The organism is Vibrio nereis NBRC 15637 (assembly GCF_001591105.1).
GTDB classification, from domain to species: Bacteria; Pseudomonadota; Gammaproteobacteria; order Enterobacterales; family Vibrionaceae; genus Vibrio; species Vibrio nereis.
The window spans coordinates 517,025-533,270 of sequence record NZ_BCUD01000001.1; the positions used below are offsets into that span (position 1 = coordinate 517,025).

Consider the following 16,246-nt stretch of genomic DNA (forward strand, 5'->3'; position numbering starts at 1 on the left):
CAATGGAAGAGTCAATCTTATTTCAGGTAGAAGCTGGCGTAGCAGTTATCACACTCAATCGTCCTAAACAATTGAACAGTTTTAACCCTGAAATGCACAAAGCACTTAAGCGTGCGTTAAAACAAGCAGAGGCAGACGACTCGGTACGCGCGGTACTACTGACTGGTGCAGGGCGTGGGTTTTGTGCTGGCCAAGATCTGAATGATCGCAACGTTAATAGCGGTGCGGAAATGGCAGATTTAGGCGAAAGCATCGAGAAATATTACAACCCGCTGATCAAACAAATTTCAAATATGCCAAAGCCAGTCATTGCAGCAGTCAACGGTGTTGCTGCGGGGGCGGGGGCAAATATTGCGTTTGCTTGTGACATTGTGTTTGCAGCGCAATCCGCAAGCTTTATTCAGGCATTTTGCAAAATAGGCTTGGTACCAGACTCGGGTGGAACGTGGGTTTTACCGAGATTAATTGGCTCAGCACGAGCAAAAGCACTGATGCTGCTTGGTGATAAAGTCACGGCCAGTCAGGCGCAAGAGTGGGGCATGATCTGGCAGTGTGTGGAAGATGAGGCCTTAATTGAAACCGCAATGTCAGTGGCTAACCACCTTGCAACTCAGCCAACCAAAGGGTTGGGATTCATTAAGCACGCATTGAATCATTCCAGCGAGAATAGTCTCGACGATCAGCTAAACATGGAAAAAGATCTCCAGCGACTGGCAGGCCAAACGGATGACTACCGAGAAGGCATAGCCGCGTTTTTTGATAAGCGTGCGCCTGAGTTTAAAGGGAAGTAAATCATGGAATATATGATCAAAACCGTTGCCGTCATTGGGGCAGGAACCATGGGGGCAGGGATTGCACAGGTAGCGGCGCAATCAGGGTACCAAGTCGTCTTGTTCGACCTAAAGCAAGGTAAAGCAGAGCAAGCGAAAGCAACCATCGCCGCTCGACTGGAAAAGCGCGTCGCGAAAGGCAAAATGTCGCTTAATGAAAAGGATGCGTTGCTCAACGCGATGTTTTGCTCTGAAGCATTACATGACGTTGCAGGTGCAGATCTTGTCATCGAAGCGATTGTGGAAGATCTTGCTATAAAGCAAAGTCTGTTCAGAGACCTAGAATCGATTTGCCGGGAAGACTGCCTGTTGTCTACGAATACGTCGTCGATTTCTGTGACTTCAATTGCTAGTGCCCTAGCCAAGCCAGAACGATTTGTTGGACTGCACTTTTTCAACCCAGCCCCATTGATGAAGCTTGTGGAAGTAGTGCGCGGCATCGCGACGTCACCCAGTGTGACAGAAACCGCGAAGACGTGGGCAGAATCCTGTGGTAAGCATGCTGTTATTACGCGTTCTATTCCTGGCTTTATTGTTAACCGTGTAGCAAGGCCATTTTATGCAGAAGGGTTACGAGCCTTGGAAACGGGCGTGGCACAAGTGCAAGACATTGACCATATCATCAAAAAATCCGGGCAGTTCAATATGGGACCGTTCGAGTTGATGGATTTGATAGGCCATGATGTTAACTACGCTGTGACCAAAAGCGTGTACGACGCGTACTACCAAGACAAACGTTTCTTACCATCTTTGACACAAAAAGAGCTGGTCGAGGCGGGCTACTTAGGGCGTAAGTCTGGTCGCGGTTTTTACCGTTACGATGAAGCTGCCGAGCAGCCGAGCATTAATTTCTCTGACGCATGTGCATTGCCAGAATCGTTAACGGTTTCCATTCAAGGCGATTGGAACGTGGCTCCTAGCTTTGTTGAACTGACTCAGCTGCCTAATAGTCATCCTCACGGTGAACCTCGCCTCAACATTAACGATATTGTCGTTTTACCTACTCAAGGCATGACGGCGTCACAACTGTCAGAAGAGCTTAACCAAGCGGTAGTGGTTGTCGACTACTGCCATCATTATGGTGACAGTGAGGTTATTGCCATTGCACCTGCATTGCAAAATACACCGCAGCAGACAAATACTGCCATTGCTTATTTCCAATCGAAAGGTAAACAAGTGCTGGTGCTGGATGATTACCCAGGGCTGATTGTTTGGCGTACGTGGATGATGCTGATTAATGAAGCACTGGATCTAGTTAATCAAAATGGTGCTTCTATGGCTGATGTCGATGTGGCAATGAAAAGTGGCGTTAACTATCCAATTGGCCCTATTGAACAGGGCGGACGCTTAGGTTGGCAGCACGTACTAAACACTTTAACGAATCTGCAATCGTTCTACTGTGAAGAAAGGTATCGACCTTCACCGCTACTTCGCCGTTTAGTGATTCAAGCGAAAGGAGCGGTTGTATGACCGTATCAAATCCTGCGCATGTTTCAGACAATTGGAGTGAAGCCGAGCGCGAAAAAGCGACAGCAGAGAAGGCGGTCGCAGCCATGTTAGAAAATGACCTCTGCACTAAGTCTATGGGAATGGAAGTCTTGGGTGTGGGCAAAGGCATCGCAAAAGTCTCTATGCCGATCACTCAGTCGATGCTAAACGGCCATAGCACTTGTCACGGAGGCATGTTGTTTACGCTTGCAGATACGGCATTCGCGTTTGCATGCAACAGTGAAAACCTCGCGGCAGTGGCTTCTGGCTGCAGCATTGAATATATCCGCCCAGCCTTTGAACACGATGTGTTAACCGCGATCGCGAGTGTGAAATGTCAAGGAAAATTGACCGGTACTTACGACGTAGAAATCGTCAATCAGAACCAAAAGTTAGTCGCGCTGTTTCGGGGGAAATCTCACCGAATCGGCTCAAAGCTTGTTAAGGAGGACAGTTAAGTGACTAGTGCATATATTTGTGATGGTGTCAGAACCCCAATCGGAAGATTTGGTGGTGCACTTTCAAGCGTTCGAGCAGATGACTTAGGAGCAATTCCTCTTAAAGCACTTATGGAACGTCACCCGGACTTAGACTGGTCGGCAATTGATGACGTGATCTTAGGTTGTGCAAACCAAGCTGGTGAAGACAACCGTGACGTTGCGCGCATGTCGCTACTTTTAGCGGGTATGCCAATTGAGGTTTCAGGCACAACAATAAACCGACTTTGTGGCTCGGGTATGGATGCCATTAGCCATGCAGCGCGAACTATCAAAGCTGGAGAAGCTAAGTTGATGGTCGCAGGAGGCGTGGAATCCATGTCGCGCGCACCTTATGTCGTGAGCAAGCCGACATCCGCGTTCGACAGAAATGGCCAAATGTTTGATACCACCATCGGTTGGAGATTCATTAATCCAGCTATGCAAAGCCAATATGGCTCAGACTCAATGCCAGAAACCGCTGAAAACGTGGCTGAGCGTTTTCAGATCAGCCGCGAAGATCAGGATGCATTTGCCCTGAGAAGCCAACAAAAAACGCAGCGAGCAAAAGAGAACGGTGTGTTGGCGCAGGAGATTGTTCCTGTCACCATTCCTCAACGAAAAGGCGAGCCTGTCATTGTTTCTGAAGACGAGCACCCGCGTCCTCAAACGACCATCGAACAGTTGGCCGCCCTCAAAACGCCGTTTGCAAAAAATGGCTCCGTGACCGCAGGTAACTCTTCTGGTGTTAATGATGGCGCAGCAGCATTGCTTGTCGCGAGCGAGGAAGCCGTTAAACAGTATGGATTAACACCAAAAGCGAAAGTAATCGCTACCGCAACCGTGGGTGTCGAACCTGCCATTATGGGTATTGGACCAGCACCTGCCGCCAAAAAAGTTCTGGAAATGACCGGACTATCAATTAATGATATGGATGTTATCGAGCTCAACGAAGCATTCGCATCACAAGCTTTAGCGGTACTGCGTGATTTGGGTGTTGCTGACGATGCGGAACATGTTAACCCAAATGGCGGCGCTATTGCTTTAGGTCACCCGCTAGGAATGAGTGGCTCAAGGTTAGTCATGGCAGCGAGCAACGAGCTGAAACGTAGAAAAGGGAAATATGCTTTGTGCTGCATGTGTGTCGGCGTAGGGCAAGGGATCGCGATGATTATCGAAAACGTCTGAACATAAAAAAAACACAACAGACGTGAATAACAGCCTAATCAGAAACAAAAGGATTTATCACCATGAATAAGTTTTCAAATACGCTTGAGGCAATTGAAACCGCTTCTGTAGAGGAGCTAAGAGAACTTCAGTTCAGACGAATGAAGTGGACTCTGGAACACGCATACAAAAATTCACCGATGTACACCAAAAAGTTTGATGAAGCGGGAGTGCATCCATCAGATTTTAAATGTCTCGAAGACATTAATAAATTTCCATATACGACGAAACAAGACTTAAGAGATCACTACCCATTTGATTCATTCGCCGTACCGATGGAAGACGTTGCGCGAGTTCATGCGTCGTCAGGTACAACAGGCAAACCAACGGTGGTCGGCTATACGCAAAACGACATCGACACTTGGGCAAACATTGTCGCACGCTCGATTCGTGCAGCAGGCGGTAGTGCCAAAGACATTATTCACATTTCTTACGGGTACGGACTATTTACCGGCGGCTTGGGTGCACACTATGGTGCTGAGCGACTTGGCGCAACGGTAATTCCGATGTCGGGCGGCCAGACAGAGAAGCAAGTTCAACTGATCGAGCATTTCAAGCCATCCATCATTATGGTTACGCCATCATACTGCTTAAATTTGCTAGACAAACTAGAAGAGCACTATGGCGGTGACGCGTCTGGGTGTTCACTCAAAGTCGGTATTTTTGGAGCAGAGCCGTGGTCTAACGAAATGCGCAAAGAGATCGAAGAGCGTCTAGGCATCGTTGCTCTTGATATCTACGGACTATCCGAAGTGATGGGCCCCGGCGTTGCGATGGAATGTGCTGAAACTAAAGATGGCCCAACTATCTGGGAAGACCATTTCTACCCTGAAATCATTGACCCAACAACAGGTGACGTCATGCCTGACGGTGAACACGGTGAGCTGGTCTTTACCTCTTTGACTAAAGAAGCGTTACCTATCATTCGTTACCGCACCCGCGATTTAACCCGCCTGCTACCAGGAACAGCGCGTACTATGCGTCGTATGGATAAGATTACAGGTCGAAGCGATGACATGCTGATCATCCGTGGTGTTAATGTCTTCCCTTCACAAATCGAAGAGCAGATTCTACAAATCGATCAGTTGAGTCCGCATTATCAGCTTGAAGTGATTCGTAAAGGCAACCTTGATCATCTTGTCGTTCTTCTGGAAACCAAAGACAACGTCTATCTGGACCAGAGTGAAGCGATTACCAAGCGTTTGCAGCATCAAATCAAATCGATGATCGGTATCTCAACCACCATCGAACTTTTGCCAGTGAATGGTATTCCTCGCTCGGAAGGTAAAGCCGTGCGTGTTAGGGATTTACGTCCCAAAGCATAGCGAGTAAATATACCACTCTCGAGAAAGGTTGGATCGGGAGTGGTATAACAGTCCCAATTATGAATAATACAAATATAAGTTGGGAAAAGAGTGGCTTTGTTATACACAAAGCCAAACATGGAGCTATTTTGAACCAAGAATTACATTCCTTTTTCGAAGAAATTTCAGGCCATCAGTCTGTCAGTGGTACATCATTAATCGTCTCTTATTTTGGTGATTATTTGTGGACTTGTGGTGGTGGTATTTGGCTAGGAAACTTAATTCAAGCCATGGAAACACTAGGCTTGAACCAACGCGTAGTACGTTCGTCGGTGTTTCGGTTACATAAAGATGAATGGCTGACGATCAATAAAGTAGGGCGTAAGAGTTACTATTACCTAGAGCCGGGTAGATACAATGAAATGCTTAATGCGAACAAGAAGATCTACCACTCTGAAAAGCCAGCTTGGAACCAGCGCTGGAATATCATCCACACGTCACTTGGGCCAACAAATAGCAGTAAAGACAAAGTCAGATACCTGCAACATAAAGGGTTTGGTTTGTTCGACAAAGATTTTTTCGTTCAGCCTGATCTTCAGCAGTTAACGCCAGAACTGAAACAAGAAATCACGAAAGTTATCCCTAGCGCTAAGATTTTCCAGCAAGCAGAGCTGTATTCGGAAAATTCTGAAGCACTGAGAAATATGGTCAGCCAGTCTTGGGATATCGATCGTATCGCGGAAGAGTACCAGCAGTTTGCCGACTTGTTTGCGCCCGCGTGGGAAATTTTACAAACCATGGAAGAAGATGCCATCACGTTGGAAGACGCGTTTAAGATACGACTGATGGTGATTCACTTTTATCGCCGAATCATCGTCAAAGATCCGGATTTACCGACAGAGCTGCTGCCAAAAGATTGGCCAAGAAAAGACGCTGAGCAGCTGACTATCAACATTTACAAAAAAGTACACGCTAAAGCGATGCAATATGTAATGGAAAACAGTGAAACACCAAACGGTAAGCTGCCATTACCGTCACCTAATTACTACATTCGATTTGGTGGCCTAAACTAGCGTGGACTTGTGACAAGGAAAGCACAATGCCCATCTATCAATTTGCGCAGGTTATTCCCGTAATCCACCCATCCGCGTTCATTCACCCAAGCGCGGAAATCATCGGTGATGTGATCATTGAAGAGAATGTCTACATCGGCCCATTAGCGGTTCTGAGAGGTGACTTCGGTCGCCTCATCGTTAAGAAAGGTTCTAACGTTCAAGATAACTGTGTGATGCACGGCTTCCCGGGTAAAGAAACAGTGCTGGAACAAAACGTTCATGTAGGGCATGGTGCGATCATTCATGGCTGCCATATTGGCGAAAACACGCTGATTGGGATGAACGCGGTAGTGATGGACCTGTGTCAGATAGGAAAGGAGTCCATCATCGGTGCCAACAGTTTTGTCAAAGCTAAGAGCGTCTATCAGTCAAGAGGTATGATCTTAGGCAGCTCTGCCAAAAGGGTTAGGGATGTCACGGATGATGAGTTGCGCTGGAAAGAGCACGGAACCGAGATGTACCAACAACTCGCCGCACGCTGCCATACAGAACTCAAACAAGTTGAGCCGTTAACCGAAATAGAACCTAACAGGCCGCAAGTATGTTGGACAAAGAACCATGCTCCGAAAGCGGAAACGGTTTAAGATTGCGATTCTATAGTATGGTTATTCATTCCCCAATTTCATTGTACTTTAGGTTAGCTGATCGATTTCCGATAAAAGGAAGTGAACAGTGTCATACAAGTTTTGGGTAATATCACTGACAAGTTGAGCATTATTCCATTTATTTATCTTGTGTATGTCATTAATACGGCGAATCAAAAGTAAGAATCGACGTTTCAATTGTTCTAACTTAGTTTTATCCGCAGGGGATAGTGGGTTGGTATATATACTGCGAGCCAAATGACTTAGCTTGAGTAAGTCATTTTGAAACCAAAGAATTAGATGTACTTCACTTTCGGAGCTAGATTCCAATATGCCCTGTTCTAATTGCCCGTAGAGTTTGGTTATTGATGCAGATAGTGGAGGTGGAATGTCTGTTAACCAATTGTATTGCATTGGAAGATCCTAAAAAAGCCCCTATAGGTAGGGGCCTAGCGAGTTATAGAATTAAAGGCGCCTTTCTATTTAGCGCTTTTTTGGCCAAGTAATAATCAATGTACTGCCAAAATGTAAAGGTATAGACAGGGAGTTGATCGCCTTCTTGTATACCTAAAATAGATTCATCCTCAGTTTCGTCAAACTCTTCTATAACGTTTTCAGGTGCACTGTGGTAGGCGTTCTCAACTAATTCATCTCGAATATCATCCTCACTGTAGCCGAAGAATTTTGCTACTTCATTTGGCGTTAAATTCAGCTGCCCTGCTAAAGGTAGTGGTTCCGGCTCAGGATTGTCTTGTAATTCTTCAACCAGTGAATGGGGAATAAACGTACCAGCATCGTGCCAATTTTGCAGTCCATCATGAGTAAACACTAACCAGTATTCAGAGTTAATTGCCACGTCCCAACCCAGTAGATTTAACTCTCGAACAATGGCTTTACGTTCACTGTCTGCCAGAGGCATGCCAATGATTTGTTGTACAACCGTTTCGCGTATTTTGAATTTTGGTTGAATTTGCTCTTTGTACCCAGGAGATGTGCCGTTGATCATCAAGATGATTTTCGCAACTTGCTTCATAGTAAGCCTGTCCGGTTTTGGAGCTCTTCTATTTATAGTAGCCATACTATTTCCTTGTTCGGTAAAAATGGTAGAAGGTGAAATATCTCTCCCGGAGAGTTGGGAGGAGGTTAATTAGTAAGGGGTAGATTAGTTGCTAAGCTACAATCGCGGTTATACAGGATTGTGATTTATTTTTCGCACGATTTTTGACGAAAACTCAGGTCATTATGAGGTTTCGTTATCCAGGTAATAGTCAAACCCCTCAAGCAATTCTTCTGTGACATCTGTTGCGTAAGTAGCGCCTTGAGCTCTAACCCAGATACGCAGAGTTTCTCCAAGTTGCTTATGTTGGCCGTTTTCACAGGTTGCAAAATCTTGGTATAAACTGAACGGGACTAAAGCTCTTTTAAGGCACTCCAAAATACTGCTTTTTGAGTTTATCCTACCTTCTGTGCGGTAACTTTCGGTAAACTCTTTGATGATCGCGGTCTCCAAAAGGGCAGATTGAAACCAATCAACTGAATATTTATATGAAATCACCCAATTTGGACCATTGACCCACATCACTGACAAACTGTTGTCATCGAACCCCCACTCAGTTGCGGAAGCCAGATCATCTTTAAGACCTGCCATACAAGAACTTACGATAAGTCCTTTCAGCTTTTTACCTCGACTTCGGATAAATCGAGAAGCATTCTTAATCTTAGCGTCAGCGACATGTTTTCCGTCACCGTGTCCACCAATGTAAAGAATCTGTATCTCTTCTCGGGTATTCACAAGGTGGTCAAGTGCAGACTCGAGTGATTTATCATCATAATAATTGCAGTGATAAATATTGAGCTGAGGCTTGTTGGTACCATCATTTACCAGTTTTTTGACACCTTCAAAAAAAGGAAGGCAACTTGCCTGATCGTGATTGTTCTTGAAAGAGAACCACGGAGCTTCAGCAACTAAGAGTGCTACATGTTTGCTCATTATGTTTACTCATTTATATGGCTGGAAAATCTAACAAAAATAAATTTATGATTTAACTCCGTTTATACTACATATGAAACTTTGAGTATATATTCTAGTAATTGAATTGTTATCTGATTTAATTTTGAATGCAATAAGAAGTATTTGAACGATTCGTAGCGGGCAAGGAGGCGAGTGCTATCAAGACGATTTATAGAAAAGTATATTAAGTGGGCTAAGTTACTGTGAACATCACTCGACCAAAACGCCACTCTTGACATTAAAGTTAACTTTAATCTTAGAGTGTGAATTCGTGTTTAGGTGATAGGCATGAAGCACGTAATTTGCCTTGCGAAGAATGATTGACGCTGCGCCTTTGTTCACCTATTCGAGTATTCACAATGGTATCTACTAATGGTGACATATGTTCAATGCGGCCACTTCAGTATCTGATTCATTACCAGCAAATCACTTAGGCGAAATTTTGATGAGGCAACGTGAAGCCTTTATTAAAAGTCAGCCTTCAAATATTCAGCAGAGAAAAGCTAACCTTAAAAAATTGAAAGCAGCAATTTTGTCGAATAGGGAGCGTTTAAAGTTTGCGGTGAATGAAGATTTTGGTCATCGCTCTCTCCATGAAACGGACATTTTAGAGCTTTTCGGTATTATTCAATCCATCGATTATATGATCAAGAATTTGTCGACATTCATGAAGCGCGAGCGCAGGCATGTTGGGTTGTTCTTCCAAAGTGGCCGAGCTTATGTGGATTATCAACCCAAAGGCGTTATTGGTATTATGGCCCCTTGGAACTATCCATTGTCTTTGACGTTAATTCCTTTGGCGACGGCCTTAGCAGCGGGTAACAGAGCGATGGTTAAACCCTCTGAGCTAACCCCTAGGACAAGCGATGCCATTAAACGGTTAGTTGAACAGTGCTTTGAAGAAAGTGAAGTTGCAGTGACGCTCGGTGGCCCGGAGTTAGGAGCTGCATTTAGCGGCTTGCCATTCGACCACTTATTGTTTACAGGCAGTACGCAAGTTGGCCATAAAGTTATGAGAGCGGCCAGTGAAAATCTCGTCCCCCTGACTCTAGAGTTGGGCGGGAAAAGCCCTGTCATTATGGCTAAAGGGCATGTCAATGATCGGGCTGTATCTAGACTCGTGTTCGGAAAGTTATCTAATGGTGGCCAAACGTGTGTAGCCCCAGATTATGCTTTCATCCATGAACAGGATCTGGAGGTGTTCATATCCCGATATTCAGAATCCGTAAAACGGTTTTACCCTGAAGGTCCAACTAGTGATGACTATACCTCGATAGTGAATAGTAACCACTACAAGCGATTGAATGGAATGCTTGAAGATGCTCGTAATATGGGCGCGAAAACTATTGAAGTCGGAGTTAAACCGAAACGTTCAGAACAACGGGCAAGAACGATCGCACCGACATTGGTAATTAATCCTGGCGAAGATACTTCTATTATGCGAGAAGAAATATTCGGTCCGCTTTTACCAGTGAAAACCTATCGCACTATTCAAGAAGCTATTGACTATATTAATGCCCGCCCACGGCCGTTGGCTCTGTATTATTTTGGCAACAAAGACTCAGACTGCGACAAGCTGTTAAGTAACACGACTTCAGGCAATGTTGGCATCAACAATACATTAATGCATGTTGCTCAAGATGATTTGCCGTTTGGTGGTATTGGACCAAGTGGTATGGGGGCATATCATGGTATTGAAGGTTTTAGGTCAATGAGTCACGCCAAGGGGGTATTCGAACAAAGGCACTGGAATTTCACTGACCTGCTTCGTGCCCCATTTGGCAGGTTTGCTGATATCGCGTTGAGGCTTACGCTAGGTAAAAAGTAGGTTTATATTGTGCGATAATCGTCAGCTCGACATGCATTACTTGGCTGTTTTTGTGTCGGAGCTGACGTTTTTTGCGAGACCTATTTGCGATATCACTCGTCTGGCGTTATCTGCGCAGTCTATATCGTTCGGTTTTGACTCAATCTCATCAAGAATACTTTTCAATTGCTGTTTACTCTCAGCCAGCTTTCTTTCCAGATCTTCAATATCGGCCAGCTTTTTCCGAAGTGCTGCCAACAACTCGTCATGTTGCCAATTGTCTAAACTGGTGGGAAGCAACTGGCGCAATTCATCCAAACTAAAGCCCGCTTTTTGGCCATTTGAGATGAGATTTAGGATGACTTCGGCTTCTGGCGGATAGGTGCGGTAACCATTTGCGCTGCGACTCACCAACTTTAAAAGGCCAACCTCTTCATAAAAGCGAATTTTAGACGTCGCTAAGCCTGTCTTTTTGGAAAGTTCACCAATTTTCATAATTCTAACTTACTGCAATCCGTTTTGTTAACTGTAACTTTAGCTCAAACCCATGCAAAAACACATCGCCGTTTGCGCTGCGGTGATGACCTTAATGCCATTCAGCAATGGGCTAAATGGCGTTAAGCTTATGTATCGAGACTATTTCAAAGAATGGGAATCAATTGGCAGTGTGCTGTAATATTTTAGGAGTGTATAAAGCACTTTGAAAATTAGGTACGTACTCATACTTAACCATCTCGCCCAATTTTAGTGAACGGATGTATTCAGATAAGCTTCCATCCGTTAGTGTGAGTTGGATGGCGTCATCGTCCATGGTTGATGCATGGGCAAGTTGACGGGAAACCGCGTAGCCGGAGATAAGTTCACCTTGCGAGTCAATGTTTGTAAAGCTGTTTGTCACAAACTCTTCGGAGGTTGAAAGATCGGCCAATTTTTCGCCTTTGATGACGAGGTCTGTTTTCCCCGTCTTACTATCCATAATGTCAAACTGGATTGTCTTCTTATTTTGACTGTAGTTAATGTCGGTTAACCACTTAGGCAGATTGTAGCCAACAACACCGCGTACTCTTGCAAGTTCAGTATCTACAGGGAGTTTTAGCACGTAGCCCCAATAGTCTTTTGATAACGATTGTCCCATTAACGTAAAAGGTCCCCAACTCGTGTTTCCGGGTTTGTTCGTAATGATTGAAAGTGCAATTTCGTTATAACTATCATTGTCACAATAGTGATAGGCGTACGCGGTCAAAGCGACTAAGCCTCGATTGGGCCAAACTTGTAATGGCTGCACCTGTTCCTGTACTTTTGCTGGAATCAGTTCTCGTAAGCGCGTTAAATCTGCAGTAAACACGCCAGTGATACGGCTGGTCTTGTAGTAAAAATTGGGGGAGTAGGTAACGAATCCGGAATCGACCTTGGTTTTTTTTAAGCTTTTAAACCAGCTTAAATCTATGTCAGGTGCTTCTTTTTTGATGACGGACAAAGGTGGGTTCGAACGAAAGCGATCATATAATCCATCTTTAACCACGGGTACTTGATGGCCTGCAATATCGACAACAGACATCTCCTGTTTATCGATATCGGACGCGCCTAGAGCGCTCATTGAACTGATGAGTAAACTGGCAGTTACCCCTGCATTTTTTGCAATTTTGCTCATTTCCATGATGTTTACCTTAAGTGAAAGTGTGTCAAATAGGTCATTGAGGCTGAGCCAGAATGATTAAGCTCAATAACTTGTTAAAGCAGGTTCTTACGCGACTCTTACTTTTGATGGTCAAGGTGAAGCAGGTGAACACGGCTTGCGACACAGAGCCTAACTTTAAACTTAGCTTTAAGGTCAATAGGTACATTAACGAGTTTGTGTGGATGTTGTGAAGGCGGGTGATTGTGGGAAGCGAGTTTGAAATAGCTGACTTTTAAAAGATCAAATAATACCGATAACGTTGCTGTTGACATTAAAGTTAGCTTTAACCTTATGATTGGCTCTACACGGTATGAACGAAGGTACATTTTTATGCAGACAGTATTAGGAGCCAATGGCCAAATTGGCAATGAACTTGCTCTCGCCCTACGTCACTACACCGACGATATTCGTCTGGTAAGTCGAAAACCGAAACAAGTAAATGGTACAGATCAATTAGTGAGTGCCAACCTTTTGGATGCGGACGAAACACTCAAAGCCATCGAAGGCTCAAAGATTGTGTATTTTACAGCAGGCCTTCCAATAGATACTGCGATGTGGGTTGAGCAGTGGCCTATCATGATGCGTAATGTCATCAATGCTTGTGCTGTTCATAACGCAAAGCTGGTCTATTTCGATAATACCTACATGTATCCTCAAACGAATGCATTACAGACAGAAGAGTCTCGTTTTGAACCACATGGTGAAAAAGGCAAGGTTCGTGGGCTGATAGCAAAACAGCTATTGGATGCAATATCTGAGGGTAGGGTACAAGCAATGATTTGCCGTGCGCCAGAGTTCTATGGTCCAGGTAAAACCCAAAGCATTACCAATACCACTGTGCTTGATAAATTGCGTGCGGGGGAGTCGGCAAAAGTGTTTATCAGTGATAAAACGTTGCGTACCTTAATTTATACCCCTGACGCCAGTAGAGCGATGGCATTATTGGGCAACACTGCTGACGCCTACAACCAAACGTGGCACTTGCCATGTGACGACAATAGACTTACCTACCAACAGCTGATCGAAACAGCAAGCGACATATTGGGAACAACTCGTGGCTATGCCGTATTAAAGAAATGGCAGTTAAAGCTTTTAAGCTTAGTAAGCAAGCCTGTGAGAGAGACGTTAGAGTTGCTACCTCGCTATGAAGTCGATAACTTATTTGTGTCTGACAAGTTTAAGCAGCGTTTTCCGGAATTTAAGATCACGACATATCGCGAAGGACTGGAAAGTGTTTTTTCTGAAGAGACGAAACGATAACAAATTGTGCTCTAAGCATTTGTGTTCGAGAGACAAAAACAACAAAGCCCGCATTAAGCGGGCTTTATTTTAAAATTTGGTGGGTCCGGGCGAACTCGAATCGCCGACCCCTACCATGTCAAGGTAGTACTCTAACCAACTGAGCTACGGACCCAAATTTTATATTCTCATTTCAATGAATGGTGCGTCTGAGTGGACTCGAACCACCGACCCCCGCCATGTCAAGGCGATACTCTAACCAGCTGAGCTACAGACGCATTCCTTGAGAACGGGGAGGATATTACCGAGAGTTATTTGCTCGTGCAAGAGCAAATTTCATGATTTTTATCCGTTTGGTTTATATCTAGTCGAAATGGTGTGAATTTATGCATGGTAACGCAAAAAATGTGCTTTTAATCACATAGATAAGTGAGTGAGGCGTAGCAATATTCTGCATGTTGAAAGGTGAGTAACCTCGAAAAATGTTATCGCAGACTAACAGGCAATCAACTAAACAACTCGATCTAGCTCGTATAGCTTTATTGGCCTAGTTGTATATGCGATTAGAAAACCATCAGGATGGCTAGGAAACCGATAAAAATTAGGTCACCTATGCGTATTCATCTTTCCAAATTATCTGTATTTGTTCTCTCTACTTTGTTTCCTGTAGCGAATATTGCTCAGGCGGGCACGCAGGCCATGCCCGTGGTACTGGCTAAAAACTATAGTGATACCATTGACATTGCAGACTACTGGGTCAGTGAAAAGCTTGATGGAATTAGAGCCATTTGGGATGGCAGTAAGCTAATGACTCGCAATGGTGTAGAGATTCATGCACCTTCGTGGTTTGTTGAGCCATTGCCTGAGCAACCGTTAGAAGGTGAACTCTGGGCTGGTAGGGGGAACTTTCACATAGTGCAGCAAACGGTGTTAGATCATCTGCCGAAAGATGAAGCGTGGCAAAAGATTGATTTTATGTTGTTTGATATGCCCAAAGCCGGGGGCGATTATAAAAAGCGTTATTTCGATATTAGGGGTTTTGTCAAAGAAGCTCAGGCTAACCATATCAAATACATAGAACATTTCCCCATCGCTACGGAAAGCCATCTATATAAATACCTTGATCAAGTCGACCACAAGAAAGGTGAGGGGTTAATGCTGCGCAAAATCACTAGCCTTTATCAAGCTGGACGCAGTAACGATCTGATGAAGTTGAAAAAGCACCAAGATGCTGAAGCTTTGGTCATTGGCTACAAAGGTGGTAAAGGCAAATACCTAGGCAAGATGGGGGCGCTGCTGGTTCAACTGGAATCTGGTCAGCAGTTTTATATTGGTACCGGATTTAGTGATGAACAAAGGCGTGAGCCTCCGAAGCTCGGCACAACTATTACTTTCCGATACAACGGTTATACGCAAAATGGTGTTCCTAAGTTTGCGCGATTTATTCGAGAGCGAGTTGATTAAACGTTTATAGGTTTGGCAAAGCGCCACAGCGTTGAAATAGCGTTTTCCAATAGCCCACATGATCCTTAATCGCTTGGCGAAATTGCGAATGATGTTGTTGTATCGGATAGGTGAAATCCGGATGTGTGGCTTGAGTAAAACTGAGCATGGGCTCTAAACGCATATAAGCACTATCGATCTTAGCTAAGTAGGGTTGAATGTCATCAATAAACTGCTGCTGAAAAACGTTCCTTAGATATTTAAATTTTGTTGTGTCTCGATATTGGCCGCAGAGAATTGCCCCATCATGCAATTGCAGCTGTTGGCTAATCACATTGAGTTTTATACTTGCGTTCAACATCGAGTAACTTAGCTCACCAATCTTGGGGTCTTTTTCTAAAACTTCTTGGTGCGGCACGACACTATTTAATCTATCCGTGGATGATACTTGCTCTCGAATTTGAAAAGCCGCATCAATTTGGTTGAACGCTTGTAGTAGTTCAGAGCTGATGGAAGCATTGTCATTCGTCACCCATTGATACGCGGTCAGTTGAGAACGCATCGCTTCACTGGTGTAGATTAAGTTACTAAAATGCAGCGGCAATTGGTTTATCTTTGTCTCCAGCAATTGTGTGAGCTGATCTTTTAGAGCTGAGGAAATATTCTTGTTGAGAAGGCAGTTGTCTATTCCGTAAATAAGCTGGACTTGATAATCAAAATTTCGAAATTGATCTTGGACTTTTCCCAATACGGAATTTCTTTCTGCGATAAGATTAAACAAATCACATTTACGCAATTCATAGCTGTCGAGTAAGCCTATTGTGACCGTAGGTATATTGAAGGTTAACTCGCGTTTTGTAGGCAAGGTGATATTGATATTGTCTTTGAATGCCAGTGCATCTGAACCTTGCACATTGGCGATACGGCTTAAGTAAGTAGAGAATTTGTCGTCTACTTCGCTCTTTGACCAGTCACAGCCGAATATAAACAGACTGGATAAAATAATGAAAGTTCTGCGCATCTTAATTATCTTTTTATAGCCAA

At 44.2% G+C, this 16,246-nt stretch carries 16 protein-coding genes and 2 tRNA genes; 10 read left to right on the forward strand and 8 right to left on the reverse strand.

What is annotated here, in order from left to right; all coding sequences use genetic code 11:
* Positions 1–2 precede the first annotated feature (2 nt).
* The 7 genes from paaG (at position 3) to VNE01S_RS02305 (ending at position 7,024) form a co-directional block, all read left to right on the forward strand.
* Positions 3–791 carry a 2-(1,2-epoxy-1,2-dihydrophenyl)acetyl-CoA isomerase PaaG gene (paaG, locus tag VNE01S_RS02275; protein ID WP_053395468.1) on the forward strand — a complete coding sequence of 263 codons (789 nt, stop codon included), beginning with the start codon at positions 3–5 and terminating at the stop codon, positions 789–791.
* Between the two features lie 3 nt (positions 792–794).
* Positions 795–2,300 (forward strand): 3-hydroxyacyl-CoA dehydrogenase, encoded by a 1,506-nt coding sequence (locus VNE01S_RS02280; RefSeq protein WP_053395467.1) that lies wholly within the window; start codon positions 795–797, stop codon positions 2,298–2,300.
* Positions 2,297–2,776, forward strand: a complete 480-nt coding sequence (paaI, locus tag VNE01S_RS02285) for a hydroxyphenylacetyl-CoA thioesterase PaaI (RefSeq protein WP_082331678.1) — start codon at positions 2,297–2,299, stop codon at positions 2,774–2,776. The genes VNE01S_RS02280 and paaI overlap by 4 nt, the downstream gene beginning before the upstream one ends.
* Entirely contained in the window at positions 2,777–3,982 is a 1,206-nt protein-coding gene (gene pcaF, locus VNE01S_RS02290; protein WP_053395466.1) for a 3-oxoadipyl-CoA thiolase, read from the forward strand.
* Positions 3,983–4,044: 62 nt separating this feature from the next.
* Positions 4,045–5,346 (forward strand): phenylacetate--CoA ligase PaaK, encoded by a 1,302-nt coding sequence (gene paaK, locus VNE01S_RS02295; RefSeq protein ID WP_053395465.1) that lies wholly within the window; start codon positions 4,045–4,047, stop codon positions 5,344–5,346.
* A gap of 128 nt (positions 5,347–5,474) precedes the next feature.
* Positions 5,475–6,398: a PaaX family transcriptional regulator gene (locus tag VNE01S_RS02300; RefSeq protein ID WP_053395464.1), complete on the forward strand. Its 924-nt coding sequence runs from the start codon at positions 5,475–5,477 to the stop codon at positions 6,396–6,398.
* A 26-nt stretch (positions 6,399–6,424) separates the two neighbouring features.
* Positions 6,425–7,024 carry a DapH/DapD/GlmU-related protein gene (locus VNE01S_RS02305; protein ID WP_053395463.1) on the forward strand — a complete coding sequence of 200 codons (600 nt, stop codon included), beginning with the start codon at positions 6,425–6,427 and terminating at the stop codon, positions 7,022–7,024.
* Positions 7,025–7,072: 48 nt separating this feature from the next.
* Here VNE01S_RS02305 and VNE01S_RS02310 read toward each other — a convergent pair whose 3' ends face one another.
* The 3 genes from VNE01S_RS02310 to VNE01S_RS02320 all read right to left on the reverse strand — a co-directional run bounded on the left by VNE01S_RS02310 (position 7,073) and on the right by VNE01S_RS02320 (position 9,014).
* Positions 7,073–7,438, reverse strand: a complete 366-nt coding sequence (locus VNE01S_RS02310) for a hypothetical protein (RefSeq protein ID WP_053395462.1) — start codon at positions 7,436–7,438, stop codon at positions 7,073–7,075.
* 43 nt (positions 7,439–7,481) lie between these two features.
* The gene (locus tag VNE01S_RS02315; RefSeq protein ID WP_156309847.1) at positions 7,482–8,102 is read right to left on the reverse strand and encodes a hypothetical protein; all 621 of its coding nucleotides are present in this window, start codon (positions 8,100–8,102) and stop codon (positions 7,482–7,484) included.
* Positions 8,103–8,264: 162 nt separating this feature from the next.
* A complete protein-coding gene (locus tag VNE01S_RS02320; protein WP_053395460.1) occupies positions 8,265–9,014 on the reverse strand; it encodes a hypothetical protein in 750 nt (249 codons plus the stop codon).
* Positions 9,015–9,417: 403 nt separating this feature from the next.
* Here VNE01S_RS02320 and VNE01S_RS02325 point away from each other — a divergent pair, with 403 nt between their 5' ends.
* Positions 9,418–10,863 carry a coniferyl aldehyde dehydrogenase gene (locus VNE01S_RS02325; RefSeq protein WP_053395459.1) on the forward strand — a complete coding sequence of 482 codons (1,446 nt, stop codon included), beginning with the start codon at positions 9,418–9,420 and terminating at the stop codon, positions 10,861–10,863.
* Between the two features lie 36 nt (positions 10,864–10,899).
* Here the strand turns inward: VNE01S_RS02325 and VNE01S_RS02330 are convergent, their stop codons facing one another.
* Together VNE01S_RS02330 and VNE01S_RS02335 are read right to left on the reverse strand one after the other, a co-directional pair.
* Complete coding sequence (locus VNE01S_RS02330) at positions 10,900–11,337, reverse strand: MerR family transcriptional regulator (RefSeq protein ID WP_053395458.1); 438 nt, start codon at positions 11,335–11,337, stop codon at positions 10,900–10,902.
* Positions 11,338–11,497: 160 nt separating this feature from the next.
* On the reverse strand, positions 11,498–12,499 hold the full coding sequence (locus VNE01S_RS02335) for a hypothetical protein (RefSeq protein WP_211263093.1): 1,002 nt from the start codon (positions 12,497–12,499) through the stop codon (positions 11,498–11,500).
* A gap of 351 nt (positions 12,500–12,850) precedes the next feature.
* Between VNE01S_RS02335 and VNE01S_RS02340 the strand changes: the two genes are divergently transcribed.
* Entirely contained in the window at positions 12,851–13,780 is a 930-nt protein-coding gene (locus VNE01S_RS02340) for an NAD-dependent epimerase/dehydratase family protein (protein ID WP_053395457.1), read from the forward strand.
* A gap of 77 nt (positions 13,781–13,857) precedes the next feature.
* Here VNE01S_RS02340 and VNE01S_RS02345 read toward each other — a convergent pair.
* Both VNE01S_RS02345 and VNE01S_RS02350 read right to left on the reverse strand, forming a co-directional pair.
* Positions 13,858–13,934, reverse strand: a tRNA-Val gene (locus tag VNE01S_RS02345).
* A gap of 26 nt (positions 13,935–13,960) precedes the next feature.
* Positions 13,961–14,037, reverse strand: a tRNA-Val gene (locus tag VNE01S_RS02350).
* A 334-nt stretch (positions 14,038–14,371) separates the two neighbouring features.
* On the opposite strand from VNE01S_RS02350, the gene VNE01S_RS02355 reads away from it, so the two are divergent.
* On the forward strand, positions 14,372–15,223 hold the full coding sequence (locus VNE01S_RS02355; RefSeq protein WP_053395456.1) for a DNA ligase: 852 nt from the start codon (positions 14,372–14,374) through the stop codon (positions 15,221–15,223).
* Positions 15,224–15,227: 4 nt separating this feature from the next.
* Here the strand turns inward: VNE01S_RS02355 and VNE01S_RS02360 are convergent, their stop codons facing one another.
* Entirely contained in the window at positions 15,228–16,223 is a 996-nt protein-coding gene (locus VNE01S_RS02360) for a DUF3080 domain-containing protein (RefSeq protein ID WP_082331676.1), read from the reverse strand.
* Positions 16,224–16,246 lie beyond the last annotated feature (23 nt).